The organism is Zhongshania antarctica (assembly GCF_014202945.1).
Lineage (GTDB): Bacteria > Pseudomonadota > Gammaproteobacteria > Pseudomonadales > Spongiibacteraceae > Spongiibacter > Spongiibacter antarcticus.
Map to the genome: position 1 here is coordinate 177,462 of NZ_JACHHW010000008.1, position 17,225 is coordinate 194,686.

Annotated in this window: 16 protein-coding genes; 9 read left to right on the forward strand and 7 right to left on the reverse strand. The window is 50.0% G+C overall.

Going from position 1 to position 17,225, the window contains the following annotated elements; translation table 11 throughout:
- Positions 1 to 19: 19 nt before the first annotated feature.
- Together HNQ57_RS14760 and HNQ57_RS14765 are read left to right on the forward strand one after the other, a co-directional pair.
- A complete protein-coding gene (locus tag HNQ57_RS14760; protein WP_184464262.1) occupies positions 20 to 1,354 on the forward strand; it encodes a DUF2157 domain-containing protein in 1,335 nt (444 codons plus the stop codon).
- Positions 1,347 to 2,363 (forward strand): GDYXXLXY domain-containing protein, encoded by a 1,017-nt coding sequence (locus HNQ57_RS14765; RefSeq protein ID WP_184464264.1) that lies wholly within the window; start codon positions 1,347 to 1,349, stop codon positions 2,361 to 2,363. Before HNQ57_RS14760 ends, HNQ57_RS14765 begins: the two co-directional genes overlap by 8 nt.
- Before the next feature lie 55 nt (positions 2,364 to 2,418).
- Here the strand turns inward: HNQ57_RS14765 and HNQ57_RS14770 are convergent, their stop codons facing one another.
- A complete protein-coding gene (locus HNQ57_RS14770) occupies positions 2,419 to 3,642 on the reverse strand; it encodes an acyl-CoA desaturase (RefSeq protein ID WP_184464266.1) in 1,224 nt (407 codons plus the stop codon).
- A 287-nt stretch (positions 3,643 to 3,929) separates the two neighbouring features.
- Here HNQ57_RS14770 and HNQ57_RS14775 point away from each other — a divergent pair, with 287 nt between their 5' ends.
- Together HNQ57_RS14775 and HNQ57_RS14780 are read left to right on the forward strand one after the other, a co-directional pair.
- Complete coding sequence (locus tag HNQ57_RS14775) at positions 3,930 to 6,431, forward strand: TonB-dependent receptor (RefSeq protein ID WP_184464268.1); 2,502 nt, start codon at positions 3,930 to 3,932, stop codon at positions 6,429 to 6,431.
- A 59-nt stretch (positions 6,432 to 6,490) separates the two neighbouring features.
- Entirely contained in the window at positions 6,491 to 7,501 is a 1,011-nt protein-coding gene (locus HNQ57_RS14780; RefSeq protein WP_184464270.1) for a 2-dehydropantoate 2-reductase, read from the forward strand.
- Positions 7,502 to 7,506: 5 nt separating this feature from the next.
- On the opposite strand, the gene HNQ57_RS14785 is transcribed toward HNQ57_RS14780, so the two are convergent.
- From HNQ57_RS14785 to HNQ57_RS14795, 3 genes are all read right to left on the reverse strand, one after another.
- Positions 7,507 to 8,247 carry a hypothetical protein gene (locus tag HNQ57_RS14785; protein ID WP_184464272.1) on the reverse strand — a complete coding sequence of 247 codons (741 nt, stop codon included), beginning with the start codon at positions 8,245 to 8,247 and terminating at the stop codon, positions 7,507 to 7,509.
- Between the two features lie 97 nt (positions 8,248 to 8,344).
- Positions 8,345 to 8,668 (reverse strand): Mpo1-like protein, encoded by a 324-nt coding sequence (locus HNQ57_RS14790; RefSeq protein WP_184464275.1) that lies wholly within the window; start codon positions 8,666 to 8,668, stop codon positions 8,345 to 8,347.
- Between the two features lie 24 nt (positions 8,669 to 8,692).
- A complete protein-coding gene (locus HNQ57_RS14795; protein ID WP_184464277.1) occupies positions 8,693 to 9,448 on the reverse strand; it encodes a class II aldolase/adducin family protein in 756 nt (251 codons plus the stop codon).
- Between the two features lie 141 nt (positions 9,449 to 9,589).
- On the opposite strand from HNQ57_RS14795, the gene HNQ57_RS14800 reads away from it, so the two are divergent.
- The gene (locus HNQ57_RS14800; RefSeq protein ID WP_184464279.1) at positions 9,590 to 10,276 is read left to right on the forward strand and encodes a Crp/Fnr family transcriptional regulator; all 687 of its coding nucleotides are present in this window, start codon (positions 9,590 to 9,592) and stop codon (positions 10,274 to 10,276) included.
- A gap of 36 nt (positions 10,277 to 10,312) precedes the next feature.
- On the opposite strand, the gene HNQ57_RS14805 is transcribed toward HNQ57_RS14800, so the two are convergent.
- The 3 genes from HNQ57_RS14805 to HNQ57_RS14815 all read right to left on the reverse strand — a co-directional run bounded on the left by HNQ57_RS14805 (position 10,313) and on the right by HNQ57_RS14815 (position 12,801).
- A complete protein-coding gene (locus tag HNQ57_RS14805) occupies positions 10,313 to 11,059 on the reverse strand; it encodes a DUF481 domain-containing protein (protein WP_184464281.1) in 747 nt (248 codons plus the stop codon).
- A 25-nt stretch (positions 11,060 to 11,084) separates the two neighbouring features.
- A complete protein-coding gene (locus HNQ57_RS14810; protein ID WP_184464283.1) occupies positions 11,085 to 11,909 on the reverse strand; it encodes a mechanosensitive ion channel family protein in 825 nt (274 codons plus the stop codon).
- 121 nt (positions 11,910 to 12,030) lie between these two features.
- Complete coding sequence (locus HNQ57_RS14815) at positions 12,031 to 12,801, reverse strand: glucose 1-dehydrogenase (RefSeq protein ID WP_184464285.1); 771 nt, start codon at positions 12,799 to 12,801, stop codon at positions 12,031 to 12,033.
- A gap of 213 nt (positions 12,802 to 13,014) precedes the next feature.
- On the opposite strand from HNQ57_RS14815, the gene HNQ57_RS14820 reads away from it, so the two are divergent.
- The 4 genes from HNQ57_RS14820 (at position 13,015) to HNQ57_RS14835 (ending at position 17,016) form a co-directional block, all read left to right on the forward strand.
- On the forward strand, positions 13,015 to 13,485 hold the full coding sequence (locus HNQ57_RS14820; protein ID WP_184464287.1) for a hypothetical protein: 471 nt from the start codon (positions 13,015 to 13,017) through the stop codon (positions 13,483 to 13,485).
- 378 nt (positions 13,486 to 13,863) lie between these two features.
- Positions 13,864 to 14,142: a hypothetical protein gene (locus HNQ57_RS14825; protein WP_184464289.1), complete on the forward strand. Its 279-nt coding sequence runs from the start codon at positions 13,864 to 13,866 to the stop codon at positions 14,140 to 14,142.
- A gap of 131 nt (positions 14,143 to 14,273) precedes the next feature.
- Positions 14,274 to 16,259: a pilus assembly protein N-terminal domain-containing protein gene (locus tag HNQ57_RS14830; RefSeq protein ID WP_184464291.1), complete on the forward strand. Its 1,986-nt coding sequence runs from the start codon at positions 14,274 to 14,276 to the stop codon at positions 16,257 to 16,259.
- 1 nt (position 16,260) lies between these two features.
- A complete protein-coding gene (locus HNQ57_RS14835; protein ID WP_184464293.1) occupies positions 16,261 to 17,016 on the forward strand; it encodes a tetratricopeptide repeat protein in 756 nt (251 codons plus the stop codon).
- Positions 17,017 to 17,225 lie beyond the last annotated feature (209 nt).

The window sequence follows — 17,225 nt, forward strand, 5'->3', positions numbered from 1 at the left end:
ACTAATTTGTGAGAGCATTATGGACAATAACAATCCTTGGCTGCGGGCAGAAATAGCCCAGTGGTTAAGGGAAGGGATTATTACAGACGAGCAGGCAACAACACTTTATGCTCGCTATCCAGCAATGGTGTATGCGCGTGCTGGCGGCGGTAGCCGCAGCTACAGTGGCGATGGTCGCTGGGGTAAAGTCATTTTTGCAGCATTGGGCGTGGCTATTTTTGGCATGGGCGTTATTTTACTCTTTGCCTATAACTGGGCGGATATGCATCGCTATCTCAAGCTGGCGGTGATTGGTGGTTCAATTCTGCTGGCCCATATTGTGGGCATGGCACTCTTTCGCGCTAACGATCAACGGCGCTCACTGGGCGAAAGCTTGCATTTACTCGGTACTATTCTCTTTGGTGCGGGGATCTGGCTGGTGGCGCAAATTTACCATTTTGATGCCCACTATCCCGATGGTTTTTTGCTGTGGTTTGTCGCGGCCTTAAGTCTTGCATGGGCTTTGCCATCGGCTGCCCACGGCATATTGGCAACGGTGCTACTCGCCTTGTGGGCTGGGCTAGAGACCTTTGAATTTCAGCGTCATTTGCCGCAAGCAAGCTGGATACTCATCTGCGCCATTCTGCCCTTGGCGTGGTGGCAGCGCGCTAACAGTTTGTTGGCGATGGCGCTGGTAAGCCTGCCGCTCTTTTACGTCTTTGGGGTGTGGCGCTTTGGTGAACAGTTCCTGATGCCAGTATTACTGCTGCTGGTGGGAAGCTATTTTGGGTTTGCTCAGTTAGCGACGAGTTTAGCTTACCCTGCAGCGAAAAGTGTCTTTCATAGTGTCGCTATAGTGTTGTGGCTAGGCTTGGTTTTTGTTGGCAGTTTTATTGGCATGCCGTCGCAACAAGGTATGTCGACCGTACCGGGTTTTGGCCTGTTTCATTTGCTTATACCGGTGCTGCTGACGATTACAGTTTGGCTGGCAGCCTTGCTACGAAGCAGTTCGCGTCCGGTTAACTCAGAGGCATGGTTGGAAACTGGCCTTGTACTAGTTGTATTGCTCCTTGTTGTGCTACCGGCGATGTTTGGCGCCGATATACAGGGCTTTGGCCGCTTGGTATTTAACGTGGTCTTTCTATCGTACAGCTTGCTGTTTGTTTACCGCGGCACCGAGCATGGTCGTGGCAAAATTTTGGGCTTGGGTTGCATCATGTTGAGTGTGCTTGCCCTCGTGAGATTCACCGACTTGTTTTACAGCTTACTCGCGCGCTCAAGCGTGTTCTTGCTGCTTGGCATACTGTTATTTGTGATTGGCCAGCGTTATGCCACGCAAAATACCCGTCGTAAACTGGAGAAACCCCGTGCGTAAAGGATTGATTGTAGCGCTGGTGTTGAGTCAGTTAGGGACGCTTGGTTACTTGGCCGGACAGCGCGAGTGGGTGCGCCAGCGAGGGGAGCAAATTTATTTGCGCACGGCGCCAATAGACCCGCGTGATCCAATGCGGGGAGACTATGTTCGCTTGAGCTATGGCTTAAATTCAGTGGCTATGGCGCAGTATCGGGGTAAAACGGCTGGCGCGGCGCTTAGCCGCGGTACGGCAGTTTATGCCTTACTTAAAGCGGGGCCGGACGATGTCTATGAACTGGATTATTTAAGTGATCGGGCGCCACCGTCTGGCCTTTATCTCCGGGGCCGAGTGAGCAGAGAGGTGCTTGGGGGACAAATTTCGGTGAGTTACGGCATTGAGCAATACTTTGTTGAACAAGGTCGTGGCGAAGCTATTGAGGTAAAGCGCGGCGACCGCGAGGGTGTGCAAATACCCATGGAAGTGTTAGTGGCTGTGGGTTCCAGTGGTTTGAGTGTGCTCAGTGCTTATCGTTGGAGCCGCTTGGGGATTGGGTTTGAACAGCTGAACCCAGCGACTACCGCGCTTAGCAATACCTCAAACTGGGACAGCGCGACTATAGCGCAACGCAGTCCTGTGTTGGTGGTGAGTTTACAAAATGTGTCGGACACGGAATTAAAAATTGCGGATAACGACAAACATTGCGGCTTTAGTTTACAGTCCCTCGGTGATACTGGGCGCAGCTTGAATCAAGCCGACAAGAGCTGCTCGCCCTATGTGTTGCGTGAGGCGGATATGATTAATTTAGCGCCAGGTGAGGTGTACCGGGTAGAGCTCAATATGGGCTTGCCGCGCTGGTACGTGACTGAGGGTGGCAGCAGTACTTCCTCAGCCATTGTGGTGAGCGCGGCAAATGAGCGTTTTAGGTTGGTTTACCAGGCGCCAAGTGTCTTGCCGGGGATGGATGTACCTTTGCTGTGGCGGGGTAGTTTGGCGTCGCCAGCATTCAGTGTGCGTGGCCGCGCAGACTAGGTTTTGTAAATCGTAAAAAAGGCGCTCTAGGCGCCTTTTTTACGATTCAAGATCCTTATGCCATCTGCACGCTAAGCAATTGCAAACGTTTGCGTTGCATTTTTAGCGCGTATTCCAGTTCTTTCAGGCGCGTACGCAGGGTTGCGTGCTCCCACGCGTGGTTGAAGTTGAGTTGCAGTTGCTCTTTCTTGCCGACGAAATTTTCTTGTAAGGCTTCTTTTTGAGCGCTGATGAGCCCGCGTTTAGCTTCCATCCAAGATTGGCTTACCGTACTCCAGTCATTGAGATATTCGCAAAACTGTTGGTATTCCTGCTCCAGAAACGCACCAAAGTGTTTAGCATCGGCACCTTTGCTTTGGCGTAACGCATTCTCTGCCTTTTTAAACTGCATGGTGAGTATTGCGCGCTGAATTTTAAAATCGGGTACTTTGCGTAAGTCCCAGGTTAGGCCCAGCCACGAGGCGGTTTTAATGAGCCATTTGGTGGGGTCGTATTGCCACCAGCGAATGCCATTGCGGTAGTCATTTTGGAAAATATGGTGGTAATTGTGGTAGCCCTCTCCATAGGTGAGTAGCGCAAGAAAATCATTGTCGCGGGCAGTGTTTTCGTCGGTGTAAGGACGGCGCCCCCAGTAATGAGCGAGAGAGTTAATAAAGAAGGTGGTGTGGTGACTAACAACTAGGCGCAGCACCCCTGCGAGCAGGATGTTTTCCAGCATATTGCCAGTGATAAAGCCAAGGATCACCGCCGGTGCAATATTCATAATGAGCACCAAGGCGAGATAGTTGTTGTGTTGCCACATGACTATTTTATCGCGTTGTAGGTCGCGGGCATTACTGAAGTCGTCGCTGCTCGCTTCGTAATCTCTGAGCATCCAGCCAATATGGGAATACCACAGGCCTTTCTTTGCTGAATAGGGATCGTTATCAATATCGTCGACATGACGGTGGTGGCGGCGGTGGCCCGAAGCCCAAATTAAAATGCTGTTCTGGGTCGCTGCCGCGCCCCAAAGGGCGAACATAATTTTCAGCAGGGGGTGCGCTTTATAGCTATTGTGAGCCCACAGACGGTGGTAACCGGCAGTGATTGACATGCCGTTGGCGCCAAGTATCACAATAAAAGCGAGCCAGCCGCCCCAAGTGAAGCCTTGGCTGAAGCCATACCATGGCACGCCAATGGCGGCGATGAGGAGAGTGCTAGAAAATAAAATGCTCTGCATCCACAGCAGTGGCGGCTTTTGCTCTGACACAGGACAATCGGGCTGTTGCGCTTCAGACATTGGAGGTGGGGCCTCGTCGATAAATAAATGTATATATTGGCTTATTTTATAGAAAGCAATCCGTCTTTGACAGTTACGACTTGATGACAATGTGCGTTTGTGACGTAGACGGGCTTGTTCGTTGCGTAAAAGCGTAAATTACCGGCTAACTCGTTACTATCGGGAATTGTCCGGACGTGTAAAAGCCTTTGTTTGAAGCCTCGCTGGTGGCAAGCTTATGGTATTGTTGGCGGCATATACGCAAGTGCCGCAATGGCAATGCATTTTCTGGGAGTAGGCCGCGCAGCATGTTAACAATAACCACAAATCAGGGCTGCACCCTTGCGACGGGCAGCATCGGCTCTCGTCGACAAAAAATGCTGGCCTTGCTTGTTATGTCGACGCTTTATAGTAGCGCCAGTTTTGCGACTGGTCAGATGCGTTTAGAAGAGGTGCTGGTTAGTGCGCGCAAGAAAATTGAATCCCTGCAAGACACCCCGATATCACTGACGGTGTTTAGCGAAGAGCGCCTGCAGATTGAAGGTGTTAGCGGCTTAGCGGATATTGCCAGCAAAGTGCCCGGCTTGACGATAGAACCCTTTCCGATCAATGGTGCGAGTCTGCGCATTTATATTCGCGGTATTGGCTTGGGGGATGTCCAAGTGACCCAAGACACGCCTGTAGCGCTGTATTTGGACGGTGTTTATATTGCGCGCTCCAGTGGTACGGCCATGGATGTAGCTGAACTAACACGAATGGAAATATTGCGGGGCCCGCAGGGGACTTTATATGGCCGCAATACCACCGGTGGCGCAATTAACTTGCTAACCCGGCGACCGCACTCAGAGAAACTGGAATTTAATCAGACAATTGGTGTGGGTGACAGGGCGCTATTTCGCAGTAAATCAAGCGTGAATCTACCGATAACGGATTCCCTCGCGGTCAAACTGGCCTATTTAACTGAACGCCGTGATGGTTTTATAGAAAATACCGGGCCAGGGGGCGATTTTGGTGACCGGGAGGTGCAGGGTGCACGTTTTGATCTGAGCTGGGATATAAGCTCAGATTTGCGCCTGGATTACAGTTATGACCGCTCGGATATGGAGTCTTATAACTATATGTTTCAGGCCATTAATCCCCCGGCGGAAGACGGCAACAAAGGCCAGGCGGATGCCATTAAGCGCAGCGCTCAGGCGCGCAGTAAGTTTGGCCAACATCGTTTTAGTACCATGGCGACCACTGCGCCGCTAGAGTCGTCGATCACCGAGATTGAAGGTCACGCTTTGATTATCAGTGCCACGACGGATGTGGGTGAGTTTAAATATGTTGGAGCCTATCGCGAGCTATTTGACTCTGCTTATACTGACTTGGGTGGTGGTCTCGGCTCCGCTGATTACCGTCTAGATACCCATCGTTACGACGGGCCAGCTGCGGAATCGGCCAACGGTGGACCCACACCGCTGGTTAAGCCGACGATCACGCAGAACCAGCAATCTCATGAACTTCAATATACCGGCGAATTTAAGGACCTTGGTCTTGAATACTTGGTGGGGGCATACTATTTCACTGAGACGGCGGTAGAAGATAATAGTCCTTTGCATTTACAGCTCTATTCGCTGGTTGATGGCGCCGATGATGTTTATATCGTGAATTTTGTCAGCCAGAAATACGACGTTGATAATACGGCGGCGGCAGTCTTTGGTCAGTTGCGGTGGACGCCGCCAATACTTGATGATGCACTGCATATTACAGTAGGTGCTCGTCACTCTCGGGATCGCCGTGAAGCACTGAAAAACCAGCGCGATGAAGTCTATTTTGAATACACGCCTGATGCGGGGAATCCCCAAGTGTTTTCCTTAACCACATTTGCCGAGAGTGCGGTGCTCGGCCCCTTGATTACGCCCGTTTTGAATCGTGGCGGATTGCCGGCGGATCGGCGCTTTGACAATGTGTATGGGCAGCGTCGATTTAAAGACGATTCCTTTAGCGCGATGGTCGAGTATGAGTTACAGGAAAATGTAAACCTCTATGCCAAAGGCGTTGAAGCCTATAAAAGCGGTGGCTTTAATACCCGTGACCCGCAATTGGACGGCAATCAGGGCGCCGCGTCTGACAGTATTGATTATGGCGTTGGATTTGCGGATGGCTTTGGCGAAGAAAAGGCGTTTAGCATGGAGTTGGGCATGAAAAGTGAGTGGTTACAGGGGCGCTTGCGCGTTAACGCCGATGTATTTCAGACCCATTTTGACGACATGCAAATGAACTTCCTACTCAATGGCACGGTAGCGGATACCAAGGTGTTGAACGCCGGAAATGCAAGTATGAAGGGCTTTGAATTTGACGTGCGTGCGCTACTGGGCGGCGCCTTAGTGGTGAGCATGGAGTACGCCTATCTCGATGCAGAAATTACCGAGGTGAGGGATAGCTTTGGGAACGATGTGACTCAGCGTTATGCATTTTCCGCCGCACCAGAAAATAGCTATACTGCGAGCCTTGACTGGCATATTTGGCAGGGTGCAAGTGCCAAATTACATTTGAATGTAAATACCAGTTTTATGGATACTCGGCTAGGCGGGGGCGATGTTCAAAATGCCCTCACTATTATGCCATCTTACCAATTGTGGAATGCGCGCTTAAGTCTTCAGCAGTTAGCGTTTGCCCACGGCGAATTAGGTTTAGCACTGTGGGGCAAGAATCTCCTTGATAAAGAGTATGAAATATACGCTATTGACAATTTGCCCCAGGCAGACCGAGCGGTAGTGTGGGGTGAACCTCGTAGTTATGGCTTGGAATTGAGCTACCATTATTAATGGCAGCGGTTTTTTTACTGAAAATAAATTAAATAATAATATACAAAAATGAGGCTTAAATGGCATTGCGCATAGGTATAGTTGGGGCGGGTAGTATTGGCTGCTATATTGGCGCGGCCCTACAAATGGGTGGCGCGGAAGTCTGCTTTTTAGGTCGTCCACGCATGGCTAAAGAGCTTGCTGAGTGCGGCCTGCATATCAGTGATCTTCGCGGTCTTAAACATTCCATCGATGCGCAGCACGTACGATTTTATACTGAATTTAGCGCTTTACCAGAGCAAGATATTGTTATCATCACGGTGAAATCCGGTGACACCGCGTCAGTGGCAGAACAACTCGCGCCATTGATTAGCACTAATACAACAGTCATTAGCCTGCAAAATGGCGTTGCTAATGCCACTATACTACGTCAAGCCCTGCCAAGTTCGAAGGTGTTGGCGGGAATGATCGCGTTTAATGTATTGCAGATGGGCGAGGGGCGTTTTCATGCGGGCACCGATGGCGCCGTGATGGTAGAAGCCGTTGCTGAGGTGACCGAGCTTGGCGCCGCATTGGCTGTTAGTGGAACGCCCTTTGAAGCCCAAGCTGATATGCGCTCGGTACTGTGGTCGAAGTTATTATTAAATCTCAATAACCCCATTAATGCCCTGTCGGGTTTGCCGCTAAAAGCCGAGTTGTCGCAACGGGCATATCGGCGCTGTTTGGGCTTATTGCAACGTGAAGCCTTAGCCGCAATTACCGCGGCAGAAATACCCTTGCAACGCTTAACGGCTGTTCCTGCGTCGATGTTACCTTTTATTCTCGCGCTACCTGATTTTCTGTTTACACGGCTGGCCCAACCTATGTTAGCAATAGACCCAATGGCGCGTTCATCTATGTGGGAAGATTTGGAGCGGGGCCGCAAGACGGAAGTAGAATGGCTTAACGGCGAAGTTCTTAGTTTGGCCTTTGATCATGGTCTTACCGCGCCAGCCAACGCGCGTTTGAAAGCTTTGGTACACAGCGCCGAGGAGGGCGGGCGACGCGACTATAGCGGCGCAGAATTGTGGACGCTAATCAGCAAGGCGTGACACGTTTAATTAGCCAGGTTGGCTACGCGGCGCTTACCGCTGGGGTAGCTGACAACTAAGCGTCCCCCCATTAGGCGGTAATTAAAATGCAGTTGCCAGTCCTCACCGACGGCAGTATAAATCTTACCGTCGACGGCTTTCCAGCGTTGTGATGATGGTTGAGAGCAGGGGTCTTGGTGATTTTTTTGGGTGCGCGTGTCGACAAGATAAAGTGATTCACAGAGTTCGCCATTTGCGCCAAAGCGAATGGCCCACTCCTCGCCAAGATAAGGGTTGCTGGCACTGGCGCCGGGCTCGGCAACGGAATACCACGTACCTAGAATAGCGGTATCAATTGGATTTTGGTGGCGGTTTGCACTAAGTATGGTTTGACCGAGATTTTTACCTAGGGCGTTGCTTAAATTAAGTTGTACTCGACTATCGTCAAGGCGAAGTAATTCAAAGCGTAATTCCTCAGAAGATTGGCTAATGCCGATAGGCTTTTGGTAGCTGCCTTTAATGCGCTTGCCATCAATATTGCCTATTAATAAATAGCGCTCTCTGGTATTACCCATTTGCAACTTTGCGGTAACCCGGTGTTGAAATGTATGGCTGGAATCAATGTGCAATGCCCAGGTGCTGCCGTCGACTTCGGCAAAATAGCGTTCTTGAAAATCGTCAATATTCGCAAAGCCGCTTAGAGGCGTGATACAAACCCAGCAACTCAACAGCCAGAAAAAATATCTGGTGGCATTTATTCGGATCATTATTATTCCCCTGTTTTTGAGACCTTGGGGTGGTTTTTCCGTATTAGCGCCACATCATAGTATATTTTTCCAGCAATATCGAAGTTAAGCACTGGCGCTAAAGTGGTATGCGGCCGAGTAAAAGATCTTTTGCCATAACCCAGTCGCCAATAAAACTGTAAAGCGGGTGCTTAAAGGTGGCGGGTTTATTTTTTTCAAAGAAAAAATGGCCGACCCACGCAAAGCCATAGCCGATGACGGGGAGCAGCCACAGCAAGGCCCACTGTTGATTAAATAGCGCAGTGCACAGTACCGACAGTACCAGTAGGCTGCCGATAAGGTGGAGGCGGCGGCAGGTTTTGTTGCTGTGCTCGGCCAAATAGTAGGGATAAAATTCAGCAAAGCTGGTGAAGGCTTTTAAGTCGTTTGTGTCAGTAGGCATGGGGTGCTCCTGTTGTTGCATTTATTATTCGGCATAGCCGGGGTTTTGGCGGTCAAGTTTACGTAACAGTCCTGGCCAGGCGAGTCCGCCGAATAAACCACCAGTGACAATTTTGGCCGCTTCCTTAACGCCGTCGACAATGGCTGGGTCAATGGGAATTAATTCGCGATTGCCCGCCAAGGCCTTTACCTGAATCATGCAGGTGGCTTCAAAAATATACATCGATAGGAATGCGTCAGCAGGATTGGCGCCAACGGTAAGTAAGCCATGATTACGCAACATTAAAAAGGTGTTGTCTGCGAGGTTGGCAACCAATCTTGGCTTTTCCTCTTCGTTGAGGGCAATGCCTTCATAGTCATGGTAGCCAAGACTCGCTAATACCAAGGTGGCTTGCTGTGACAGGGGCAAAATTCCGTCGCGCTGAGCTGATATCGCCACGCCGTTTAATGAATGGGTGTGCATAACGCACTGGGCGTCTTCTCGGGCCTGATGAACGGCGCTGTGAATAGTAAAGCCGGCGGGGTTTACCGGGTAGGGCGAGTCCGAGACCTTGTTGCCGTTAAGATCAATTTTCACCAAGGACGAGGCGGTGATCTCTTCAAACATCATACCGTAGGGGTTAATTAAAAAGTGATGCTCAGGGCCGGGAATACGCGCAGAGATGTGAGTGAACACAAGGTCGTCCCAACCGAACATGGCCACGAGGCGATAGGCGGCGGCAAGATCGACCCGCAATTGCCATTCTGCTTCGGAAACCTGATCCTTTAGTGATATTGTCATTGTTATGTATCCTCGGCTCATATTAAGGCTTATCTAAGCTATAGCGCATTTTGACGCCGTTTGAAGGGATAAATCTGTCAACTAGGCGACACTGTTGGTGTATTTAGATTAATCGGAGCTTATTTGTGAAGGGAAACCTAGGTGATTGATAAACGGCAAATACTCAGCGCCAATCCCCTGCTGTCTGGTTTGCCAGCGGATGTAGTCGAGCAGCTTATGGCTGTTAGTGTGGTGCGAACGCTTGCTGACGGCCAATGCGTTTACAGCCAAGGTGATGAAGGGGATGGTTTATTCGGGGTTATTCAGGGGCGAGTGCGCTTGAGCAATACCAGCAAAGACGGTAAAGAATTATTGGTTATGTTGGTTGAGCCGGGTGATTGGATAGGCGAAATTTCTCTGCTAGATGGCCTACCGCGCAGTCATGATGCTTTCGCGATGGGGGAGTGCGCGGTGCTATTTTTGCCTCGCGCAAAATTCGATTCGCTGCTCAAGGCACGCCCTGAACTGTACCAACATTTTATTCCCATGCTCTGCCGCAAACTGCGATTGGCATTAAGTTACGTTGAAGGCGCAGCGCTATTTTCCCTGACCGAGCGCTTGGCTCAGCGAATTCTAGAGTTGCTGACTTTTTACGGCGTTGACGATGGCGGCAGTGGTCGCCTAATCGACGTGCACTTGCCTCAGGAGGATCTTGCAAAAATGCTGGGCGTGTCTCGTCAGGCCATAAGTCGAGAGTTAAAACGTCTGGAAACGGAAGGCGTTATCGAATTGAGTTACGGGAAGTTGCGGGTACTCAATAAGGCGGCGTTGGAGCGGGAGCTTGCCTAAAAGTGTGAAAAGCGCGGCGCCGCCGCGCTATAGAACTTAGAAGTTATAGACCAAGGTGACTGCTGTTTCGCGATCCATGTGCACAGTGCCGGTCGGCACGGTTTCGTTGTAGGTCATGGTATAGCTGAGTTTGAGGCCCAGTCCGCCGACGATTTTTGTCTTTAGCGAGGTTACGGATTTGGTGACGGTATTCTCGTCGCCCGCTTCTGCACTCAGTTTTTGTACAAAGGTGGCGGTTTCCGATACGGCGGCTTTAAATTCGGTGGACAGGTGTAAAATGGCTTCGGAAACTTGTCCGTCACCCGCTGCACTGCCATTTTCAAATTCACTTATCCTGAAACCAGGACCGATTTCTGCGTCCCACGTCATTTTAGGGGTTTTTAACAGTCGTCTACCGTAACCACCGGCGATGGTTGCCTGATACACATAGCCGCTAAAGCGGTCTTTGTTGGCCGACGCATAGCCAAAACTATAATTAAACTCACTGAAGTCATAGGCCAGCCGGTTGCTCAGCGCATATTTTTCTGCTGAACGCACGCCAGCCGCTTCGCTATTTTGGGCCTCGGCAGCAATATCGTAGGTCCACTGGCCATTGACTCGCTTGGCGTCGGTCTTAGCGATAACGCTCGACTCTTCACTATTGCCCTCGAGCTGGAAGTAGCCGAACTCGACATCACCGTTCCAGAGGTCCGCTTGGTCTGGCTGGTTGGTCTGAGCAAATGCTGTGCTAGTGCCTAGCAAGGCAGCCAATGCGGCCACCTTGCTTGTCTTTATATTGGTCATTGTTGTCCTTACTTGAAATGTAAAATTAAGATTCTTTGTGGAAGTGAACATCCATCTGTGGGTAGGGAATGCCGATGCCAGCAGTGTCAAAGGCAGTTTTGAGATCTTCTACCAGCTTCCAGCGTGTGGGCCAGTAATCAGCCGTGGCTACCCAGGGGCGACAGAGCAGATTCACCGAGGAGTCACCTAGCTCAGAAACGACAATTGTGGGCGCGGGATCTTTGAGTATCCGGGCATCCGCTTCAACCAGTTGTTGTAAAATTTCTTTGGCGAGGCGCATATCAGCGTCATAGGAGATACCCACCACTAAATCGATGCGGCGGCGGGGCATCACGCTGTAGTTAGTGATCGCGTCAGACATTACTTTTGAATTGGGAATAACTATGCGTTTGTAGTCGCCGGTGAGCAAAATCGTGGAGAACAAACTGATACTTTCAACGGTACCGGAGCAGCCGCCAGCATCGACCCAGTCGCCTACCTTGCAAGGCCTAAAGGCGATAAGTAGGACACCTGCGGCAAAGTTAGCCAGTGAACCCTGCAAGGCTAAACCAACGGCCAAACCGGCGGCACCCAGTGCCGCAATAACGGAGGCTGTTTGAATTCCGGCGTGGGCTAAGGCTGGGATAGCACCCAGTGCAAACAGTATGGAGAATACCAGTTTGCCAATAAAGTTGGTCAACGTTAAGTCAATGCTACGCTTAGCCATTGCGGTTTTAATGATGCTTGATACAAACTTGGCGACCCAATAGCCAATGAGAATCATAGCGAGTGCGCCGGCGACCTGCAGCCCAATCGCGGCAGCGTCCGGGCCGTATTCTTCAATAAGCAGTTGAATTTCTTTAGAGTCCATACATCTCCAGTTGATCTCTAGTAAATTTAACCCTAATTATAAACATGGACGGGAACCCTACCACAATGCCCATGCCGCGATTAAAGCTCCGAATAGCGGCGTATAAAGCGTCTTTCTAGTGTTAAAAGGGCCAGGTTGTTGACTCGGCACCACCATCCACTTCAATTATTTTGCCGCTTACCCAACGTGCGGCCGGAGAGGCTAAGAATAGGGCTGCAGCAGCAATATCTTGCGGTTGTCCCAAGCTCTTTAGTGGCGTGAGGGCGGTCATTTTCTCTTGGATTTCGGTATTGAGAAATTGGCCGAGGGCTTCGGTGAGTATGGTGCCAGGGGCAACGGCATTGACGCGAATGTCTGGGGCGAAATCGGCCGCCAGTAGTTTTGTCATTTGCGTAAGTGCGGCTTTGGCCGTGCCATAGCTGCTGAAACCTGCTTGGCAATAGCGCGCTACCGCAGACGTAATGTTAATAACATTGCCTTTGCTGGCCAAAAGTGACGGCTGGCAAAGTTGAGTCAGGGTAAAGGCACTGGTTACATTAAAATTAAAGTCGCGATTAAACGCTTTAGCGTCAGTTTTTAAGGGATCGTTTGGATAGGCGCCCCCCGCGTTATTGACCAAAATACTAATTTTGCCAAATTGCTCGAGACTCGTGTGTACCAGTTTGGCTAAATCGTCCTCGTTGCTTACGTCGCAGCTGACGGCAAGGGCTTGGCTACCAGATTGACGACATTGCGCGGCGGTATCGTCAATATCGGCTTGGGTGCGTGCCGCGCACACCACGGATGCGCCAGCTTGCGCAAAGGCAATTGCAATAGCGCGACCTATACCGCGGCCCGCGCCGGTAATGATAGCGACCTCGCCCTGGAGAGAAAACAAATCTTGTATAGCCATATTTTTATCCTTTTACGGTAACAATGTGTGTAGTTGCGTCCCTTGAGTATCAGGGTTCTGTTGGCGATAGCCTCGCGATTGCCTTCTGGTGGGTCAATGGTAATTTCGCTCAGCTTGCTGACGTTTTCACTCTGAATTGCTTTTGCTATTTAAGTGATAATGATTATTATTTAGTATTAGAGCTTAATCCATTAACAGAGAGCGATGATGGCCATGCGATTTTTATGTGAGTCTCACCGTCAGCAACTGCTGAGCAATCAGGCGGTAGCGGAGATACGCTGGGATGAGTGGATGGAGGCGGGTAGAGAGGCCTTTAGCAATAAAGAATGGTTAGTGGCACTGAGGTATTTAGGCGCTAGCTATGAATTGAGTGACTTATTGCTCAAGCGCGTGTGGGCACCGGGTTTACCCTGCTTAGATCGCTTTATGTTGTCGGGTCATTTTTTAGCGGAATGCTTGCGTCACTGCGGTGAAATTCAGCTGCAGCGGCATTGTTTATTAGAGGTACATCATCGCTTGCTGGCCATATTGCGCAGCCCGCAAGGGGCTGATTTGCCATTGCATCGCAATATTGAGATTTCTCTGCAAATGCTGTCTCGTCATTATGACGCTACTGGGGAGGCCGATTTACTGCTCGCTTGTGAGCGGGAAACTCGACGCTTGCTGCGGTGCAACGTGCATTAAATACCTGACCCCACCTTGTGAGTGGCTCAATCTGCGTGTTAAATACTGTGCTCGCAAATAATAATAAAATCAGCTAGATATGTGTGTTGTAGTGCCTGTAAGGTAGCTGTTAGCGCCTTCAACTTAATAGAGACCCCTGTAGCTGCCATCTTGAATTGCAAATTGCGAATGCTTTTGCGAGTTGACGCGTGATTGGCAGTCTATTATTGCATGGTATTTCCCGGGTAGATGTGCTGAATATCTTTAAGGTATTGAAATATAAGAAAAAAATTTTACTTTTCGCAGTTTGAAAATAATGGCTCGTTTTCTGCAAATAACCTGGTATCAAATTAAAGCTTGCTGGCATGACGTCGGTTCAGGCGACACAGGTAGAGAGCGATGAAAATAGTAGCGATAGTATTAGTGGGTTTAATTACTGGGTGCAGTGAATTTCATGCGGTTAATCACAGTGACGTTCATTATAGTTATGGTGAGCAGTCTGAGTATGCGGCCATGAATGCTTATTTAGATAGCGACGGCGACGGTGTATTAGATTTTGGTGATTTGTGCCCCAAAACGCCTAGAGGTAGTAGCGTAAGCACTGAAGGTTGCCCGACTGGTTATCAGATTAACGGGGATTTCATTACCGCCAAAAAGTGTGCGGAACCTGTTTTTTAAGTGAATTACATCTCGTTTGGTCAGTTAGACGACTAAAATTGAACTATAAATTGAGAGCGACCAAGAAGTCTCATCGGTTTTTACCTTGTGACAACAATCAACCAGCACAAGGTAATTTGGAGGATAAGGGAATGAAGTTTAAGTGGAATGCAGTTGTTATTGCACTGCTACTTGCAGTGGCCGCGCCGGTTAGTGCGCTGCCTGAAAACGGGCTCAAGTTTGTTGAAACCGCAGACGGTCGTCAGTCTGCCCGCACTCGTGAGTTGGTGCAGTGGACTCATTCTCGCTTGGTGTTTGAAAAGACCTTGAAGCGCGTGGCGGTTGGACAAGAGTCCACCATGCAAGTTGAGGTGCTTGGTGCTAACGAAGTGTTAGCACTGGCTAAAAAAGTCGGCCGGACCAGTATCATGGTTTGGTATACCGACGGCAGCAGCGAAACCTTTTTGTTTAGTGTCGTAGAAGACCTTTCGGTACTCCGCAGTGCCTTAAGCGATATCCATCGCAATATTCGCATCCAATTGGCGCCAGATCGTGCAGCCTTAGTTTTGCGGGGCAAGGTGCCCACTGTCGATTTTCGTATGGCGGCTGAAAGCGCGGCACGTAATTATTTAGATGTAGGTTTAGGTGGCAGCCGCGGCAATGTCGATGTGCTTATGCAGTCTTCCGCATTGGGTGCAGCTGCTCAAGATTCCAATTTTCGCGTGCAGTCGTCTTCGGCGAATAATTCACAACGTCGTAACGCCGTGCGCGGCGGCGCTACTGTAATCAACTTGATCCAAGTTGAAACTCTTCCGCTGAATATAACTGATAAGCTAAAAAGTGCCATTGCCGATATCGGTGGTGAAGACGTGACGGTTCGTAGGATCCAGCGCGGCGATCTGCAAGATAATTTGGAAGATACCCTTATCCTCGGTGGTTCCGTTGAAAACCAAGTTGTACTCACGCGCGTTTTGAATATTGCCTCACGCCTATTTACCGGACAAGACGCCGAAAGTGATATGCGCGCCATCACCAATGAGTCTGGTGGCTTAACTGGCGGCCGGAGTAGTGGCGGTGGTAATAGCTTTGGTGGCGGTAATGGCCAAAGTGGTGGTAATAGTTTGGGTGGCGGCGGTGGCCTTGGCAATGATCTGAGTAAAAATATTGGTCGCTCAACATTGGTTTCTGTTGGCGGTGGTCGAATCTTGTCAATGATCGACGTTCGCGACCTGCCTCAGGTACGAGTTTCTGTGCAAATGCATGAAATCAGCCGTAGTCGCCTTAAAAGCTGGCGTCCAGATTTAACTGCAGTAAGCAATGGCTACGACAACAGTACGGTATTTGGTTTAAACGGCTCTTCGCAGCGAGCTAATGGCGCTTCTCAAGTAGAAACGGCGCTGCAAGTTTTGGGCGGCACATTACTGGGTAACATCCAGGTAGGCGGCAGTGATATGGCCTTCGACCTTTTGTTCTCGCTTTTAGAAGAAGAGGGTATTTCACGCACCTTGTCGCGTCCAACCTTAACAGTGCTTGCCGGTGAAACCGCAACCTTTCGCGCTGGTGGCGAAGTGCCAGTGCCTCGTGCCTTTGCCCCCTCCGGTTTGTCGGGTGATGACAGCGTGGGCAGTAATGCTGCCGGTGTTTTTAGCGGTACCGATTTTAAATCTTTTGGTGTTGAGCTAGAAGTGCGGGCCATGGTGGGCGAAAACGACAAAATCACCTTAGATTTGCGGCCCACTATCTCTATGCCTGACACCAAGCTGACCCAGGATATTGCTGGCAGCACAGGGTCAACGCTGAATAGTACCGCCTTTAACGTACGGACAATTAATACCTCTACTCGTTTGATTGACGGCCAGCCTCTGATTATCGGCGGCTTGGTAAGCCGTGATGTATCAGACAATGAAAGCCACACGCCGGGTTTGAGTAGCGTGCCGGTGCTTGGCAACTTGGCTAAATCATCGAGCAAAAATGACAGTGATCGCGAACTTATTATTGTGGTTACCCCCACGATTGTTCGTGAACCAAAACATGAAGTGGCCCTGTGGCAATTCCCTGCAAATACCGAATTGTTACTGCGTAGCCTAGTTGTGCCGCCCAAAGGAACGCGCAACTACAGCAATGGACGGGAGAAATAAGATGACCTTAATTAACAATAGCGTACGCACTTTGCTACTTGCTACCGCGTTTATTATGACTGGCTGCGTGTCAATGGATCAGCATCGTGATGCGCATCCGGATCCAGACACGCGCCTAAACCAAATGTTGGCCATGTACGAAAAAACAGACGACTTTGGTAATTCGTGCAATGAATTATGGAATGCTTACAGCGCCACTACCGACTGCGAGCGGATACAGCGTGAAGTGGAGCGCTTGGGTATCGAGTTTCCGAACCACCCACGAATTATGATGGCCAATGCCACCATGCAATATCAGGCTGGGCGCCCAGACAAGGCACAATTTACCCTAGACCAGTTGTTGGCTGACCGAGGTCCACATCCCGAGGCGGCAATATTGCGGACTAAAATTGCACTGGAGGAGGGTAATACCGCGCGCGCTCGGGCGGTCCTGCAAAAGCAAATTATTATCAGCCCATCGAACTTTGAATTGCGCGAAGCATTGGCATCTACCTACTACATAGAAGGGAAGTACGACGAAGCGGCTACTGCGTTAAGCGCGGCGGGTAGATTAGGTGCGCCGGGCTGGCGTCTCTCCTACCACCAAGGCTTGATTCGCGAGGCCCGTAAAGATTGGAAGGGTGCCTGTAGTTTGTATTTAATGTCTATAGAGCAGCGGCCGGACTTCCAAGCCCCGTCGGCGCGGTTGATAGGCCTAACAGAGCATGAAAGCTGTCGTGCACTAGCTGATGGTCGAGGATATAGCGTAAGGCGGTGATACTTATTGCAGTGCTACTAGAGGGCCAAGCCGAAAGCTTGGCCCTTTTTTTTGATCCTGAAAAAGCAATTTCATTGATTCTACTTAAACCGCTTTGCAAAATGCAATTCACCTTGCTTTAGGCGCGAATTATTCGCAACTGTTGGCCTGATCTTTTTGACTTCCCTGCTTTTTTAATATTCATAACTCTATGTTTTATAACAATAATA

What these genes read in the sequence shown, in the direction of transcription:
- HNQ57_RS14825 (WP_184464289.1), top strand. Translation starts at nt 13,864, where the DNA reads ATGAAAATAGTAGCGATAGTATTAGTGGGTTTAATTACTGGGTGCAGT.
- HNQ57_RS14795 (WP_184464277.1), bottom strand. Translation starts at nt 9,448, where the DNA reads ATGACAATATCACTAAAGGATCAGGTTTCCGAAGCAGAATGGCAATTG.
- HNQ57_RS14820 (WP_184464287.1), top strand. Translation starts at nt 13,015, where the DNA reads ATGCGATTTTTATGTGAGTCTCACCGTCAGCAACTGCTGAGCAATCAG.
- HNQ57_RS14775 (WP_184464268.1), top strand. Translation starts at nt 3,930, where the DNA reads ATGTTAACAATAACCACAAATCAGGGCTGCACCCTTGCGACGGGCAGC.
- HNQ57_RS14760 (WP_184464262.1), top strand. Translation starts at nt 20, where the DNA reads ATGGACAATAACAATCCTTGGCTGCGGGCAGAAATAGCCCAGTGGTTA.
- HNQ57_RS14830 (WP_184464291.1), top strand. Translation starts at nt 14,274, where the DNA reads ATGAAGTTTAAGTGGAATGCAGTTGTTATTGCACTGCTACTTGCAGTG.
- HNQ57_RS14770 (WP_184464266.1), bottom strand. Translation starts at nt 3,642, where the DNA reads ATGTCTGAAGCGCAACAGCCCGATTGTCCTGTGTCAGAGCAAAAGCCG.
- HNQ57_RS14780 (WP_184464270.1), top strand. Translation starts at nt 6,491, where the DNA reads ATGGCATTGCGCATAGGTATAGTTGGGGCGGGTAGTATTGGCTGCTAT.
- HNQ57_RS14785 (WP_184464272.1), bottom strand. Translation starts at nt 8,247, where the DNA reads ATGATCCGAATAAATGCCACCAGATATTTTTTCTGGCTGTTGAGTTGC.
- HNQ57_RS14810 (WP_184464283.1), bottom strand. Translation starts at nt 11,909, where the DNA reads ATGGACTCTAAAGAAATTCAACTGCTTATTGAAGAATACGGCCCGGAC.
- HNQ57_RS14815 (WP_184464285.1), bottom strand. Translation starts at nt 12,801, where the DNA reads ATGGCTATACAAGATTTGTTTTCTCTCCAGGGCGAGGTCGCTATCATT.
- HNQ57_RS14805 (WP_184464281.1), bottom strand. Translation starts at nt 11,059, where the DNA reads ATGACCAATATAAAGACAAGCAAGGTGGCCGCATTGGCTGCCTTGCTA.
- HNQ57_RS14835 (WP_184464293.1), top strand. Translation starts at nt 16,261, where the DNA reads ATGACCTTAATTAACAATAGCGTACGCACTTTGCTACTTGCTACCGCG.
- HNQ57_RS14790 (WP_184464275.1), bottom strand. Translation starts at nt 8,668, where the DNA reads ATGCCTACTGACACAAACGACTTAAAAGCCTTCACCAGCTTTGCTGAA.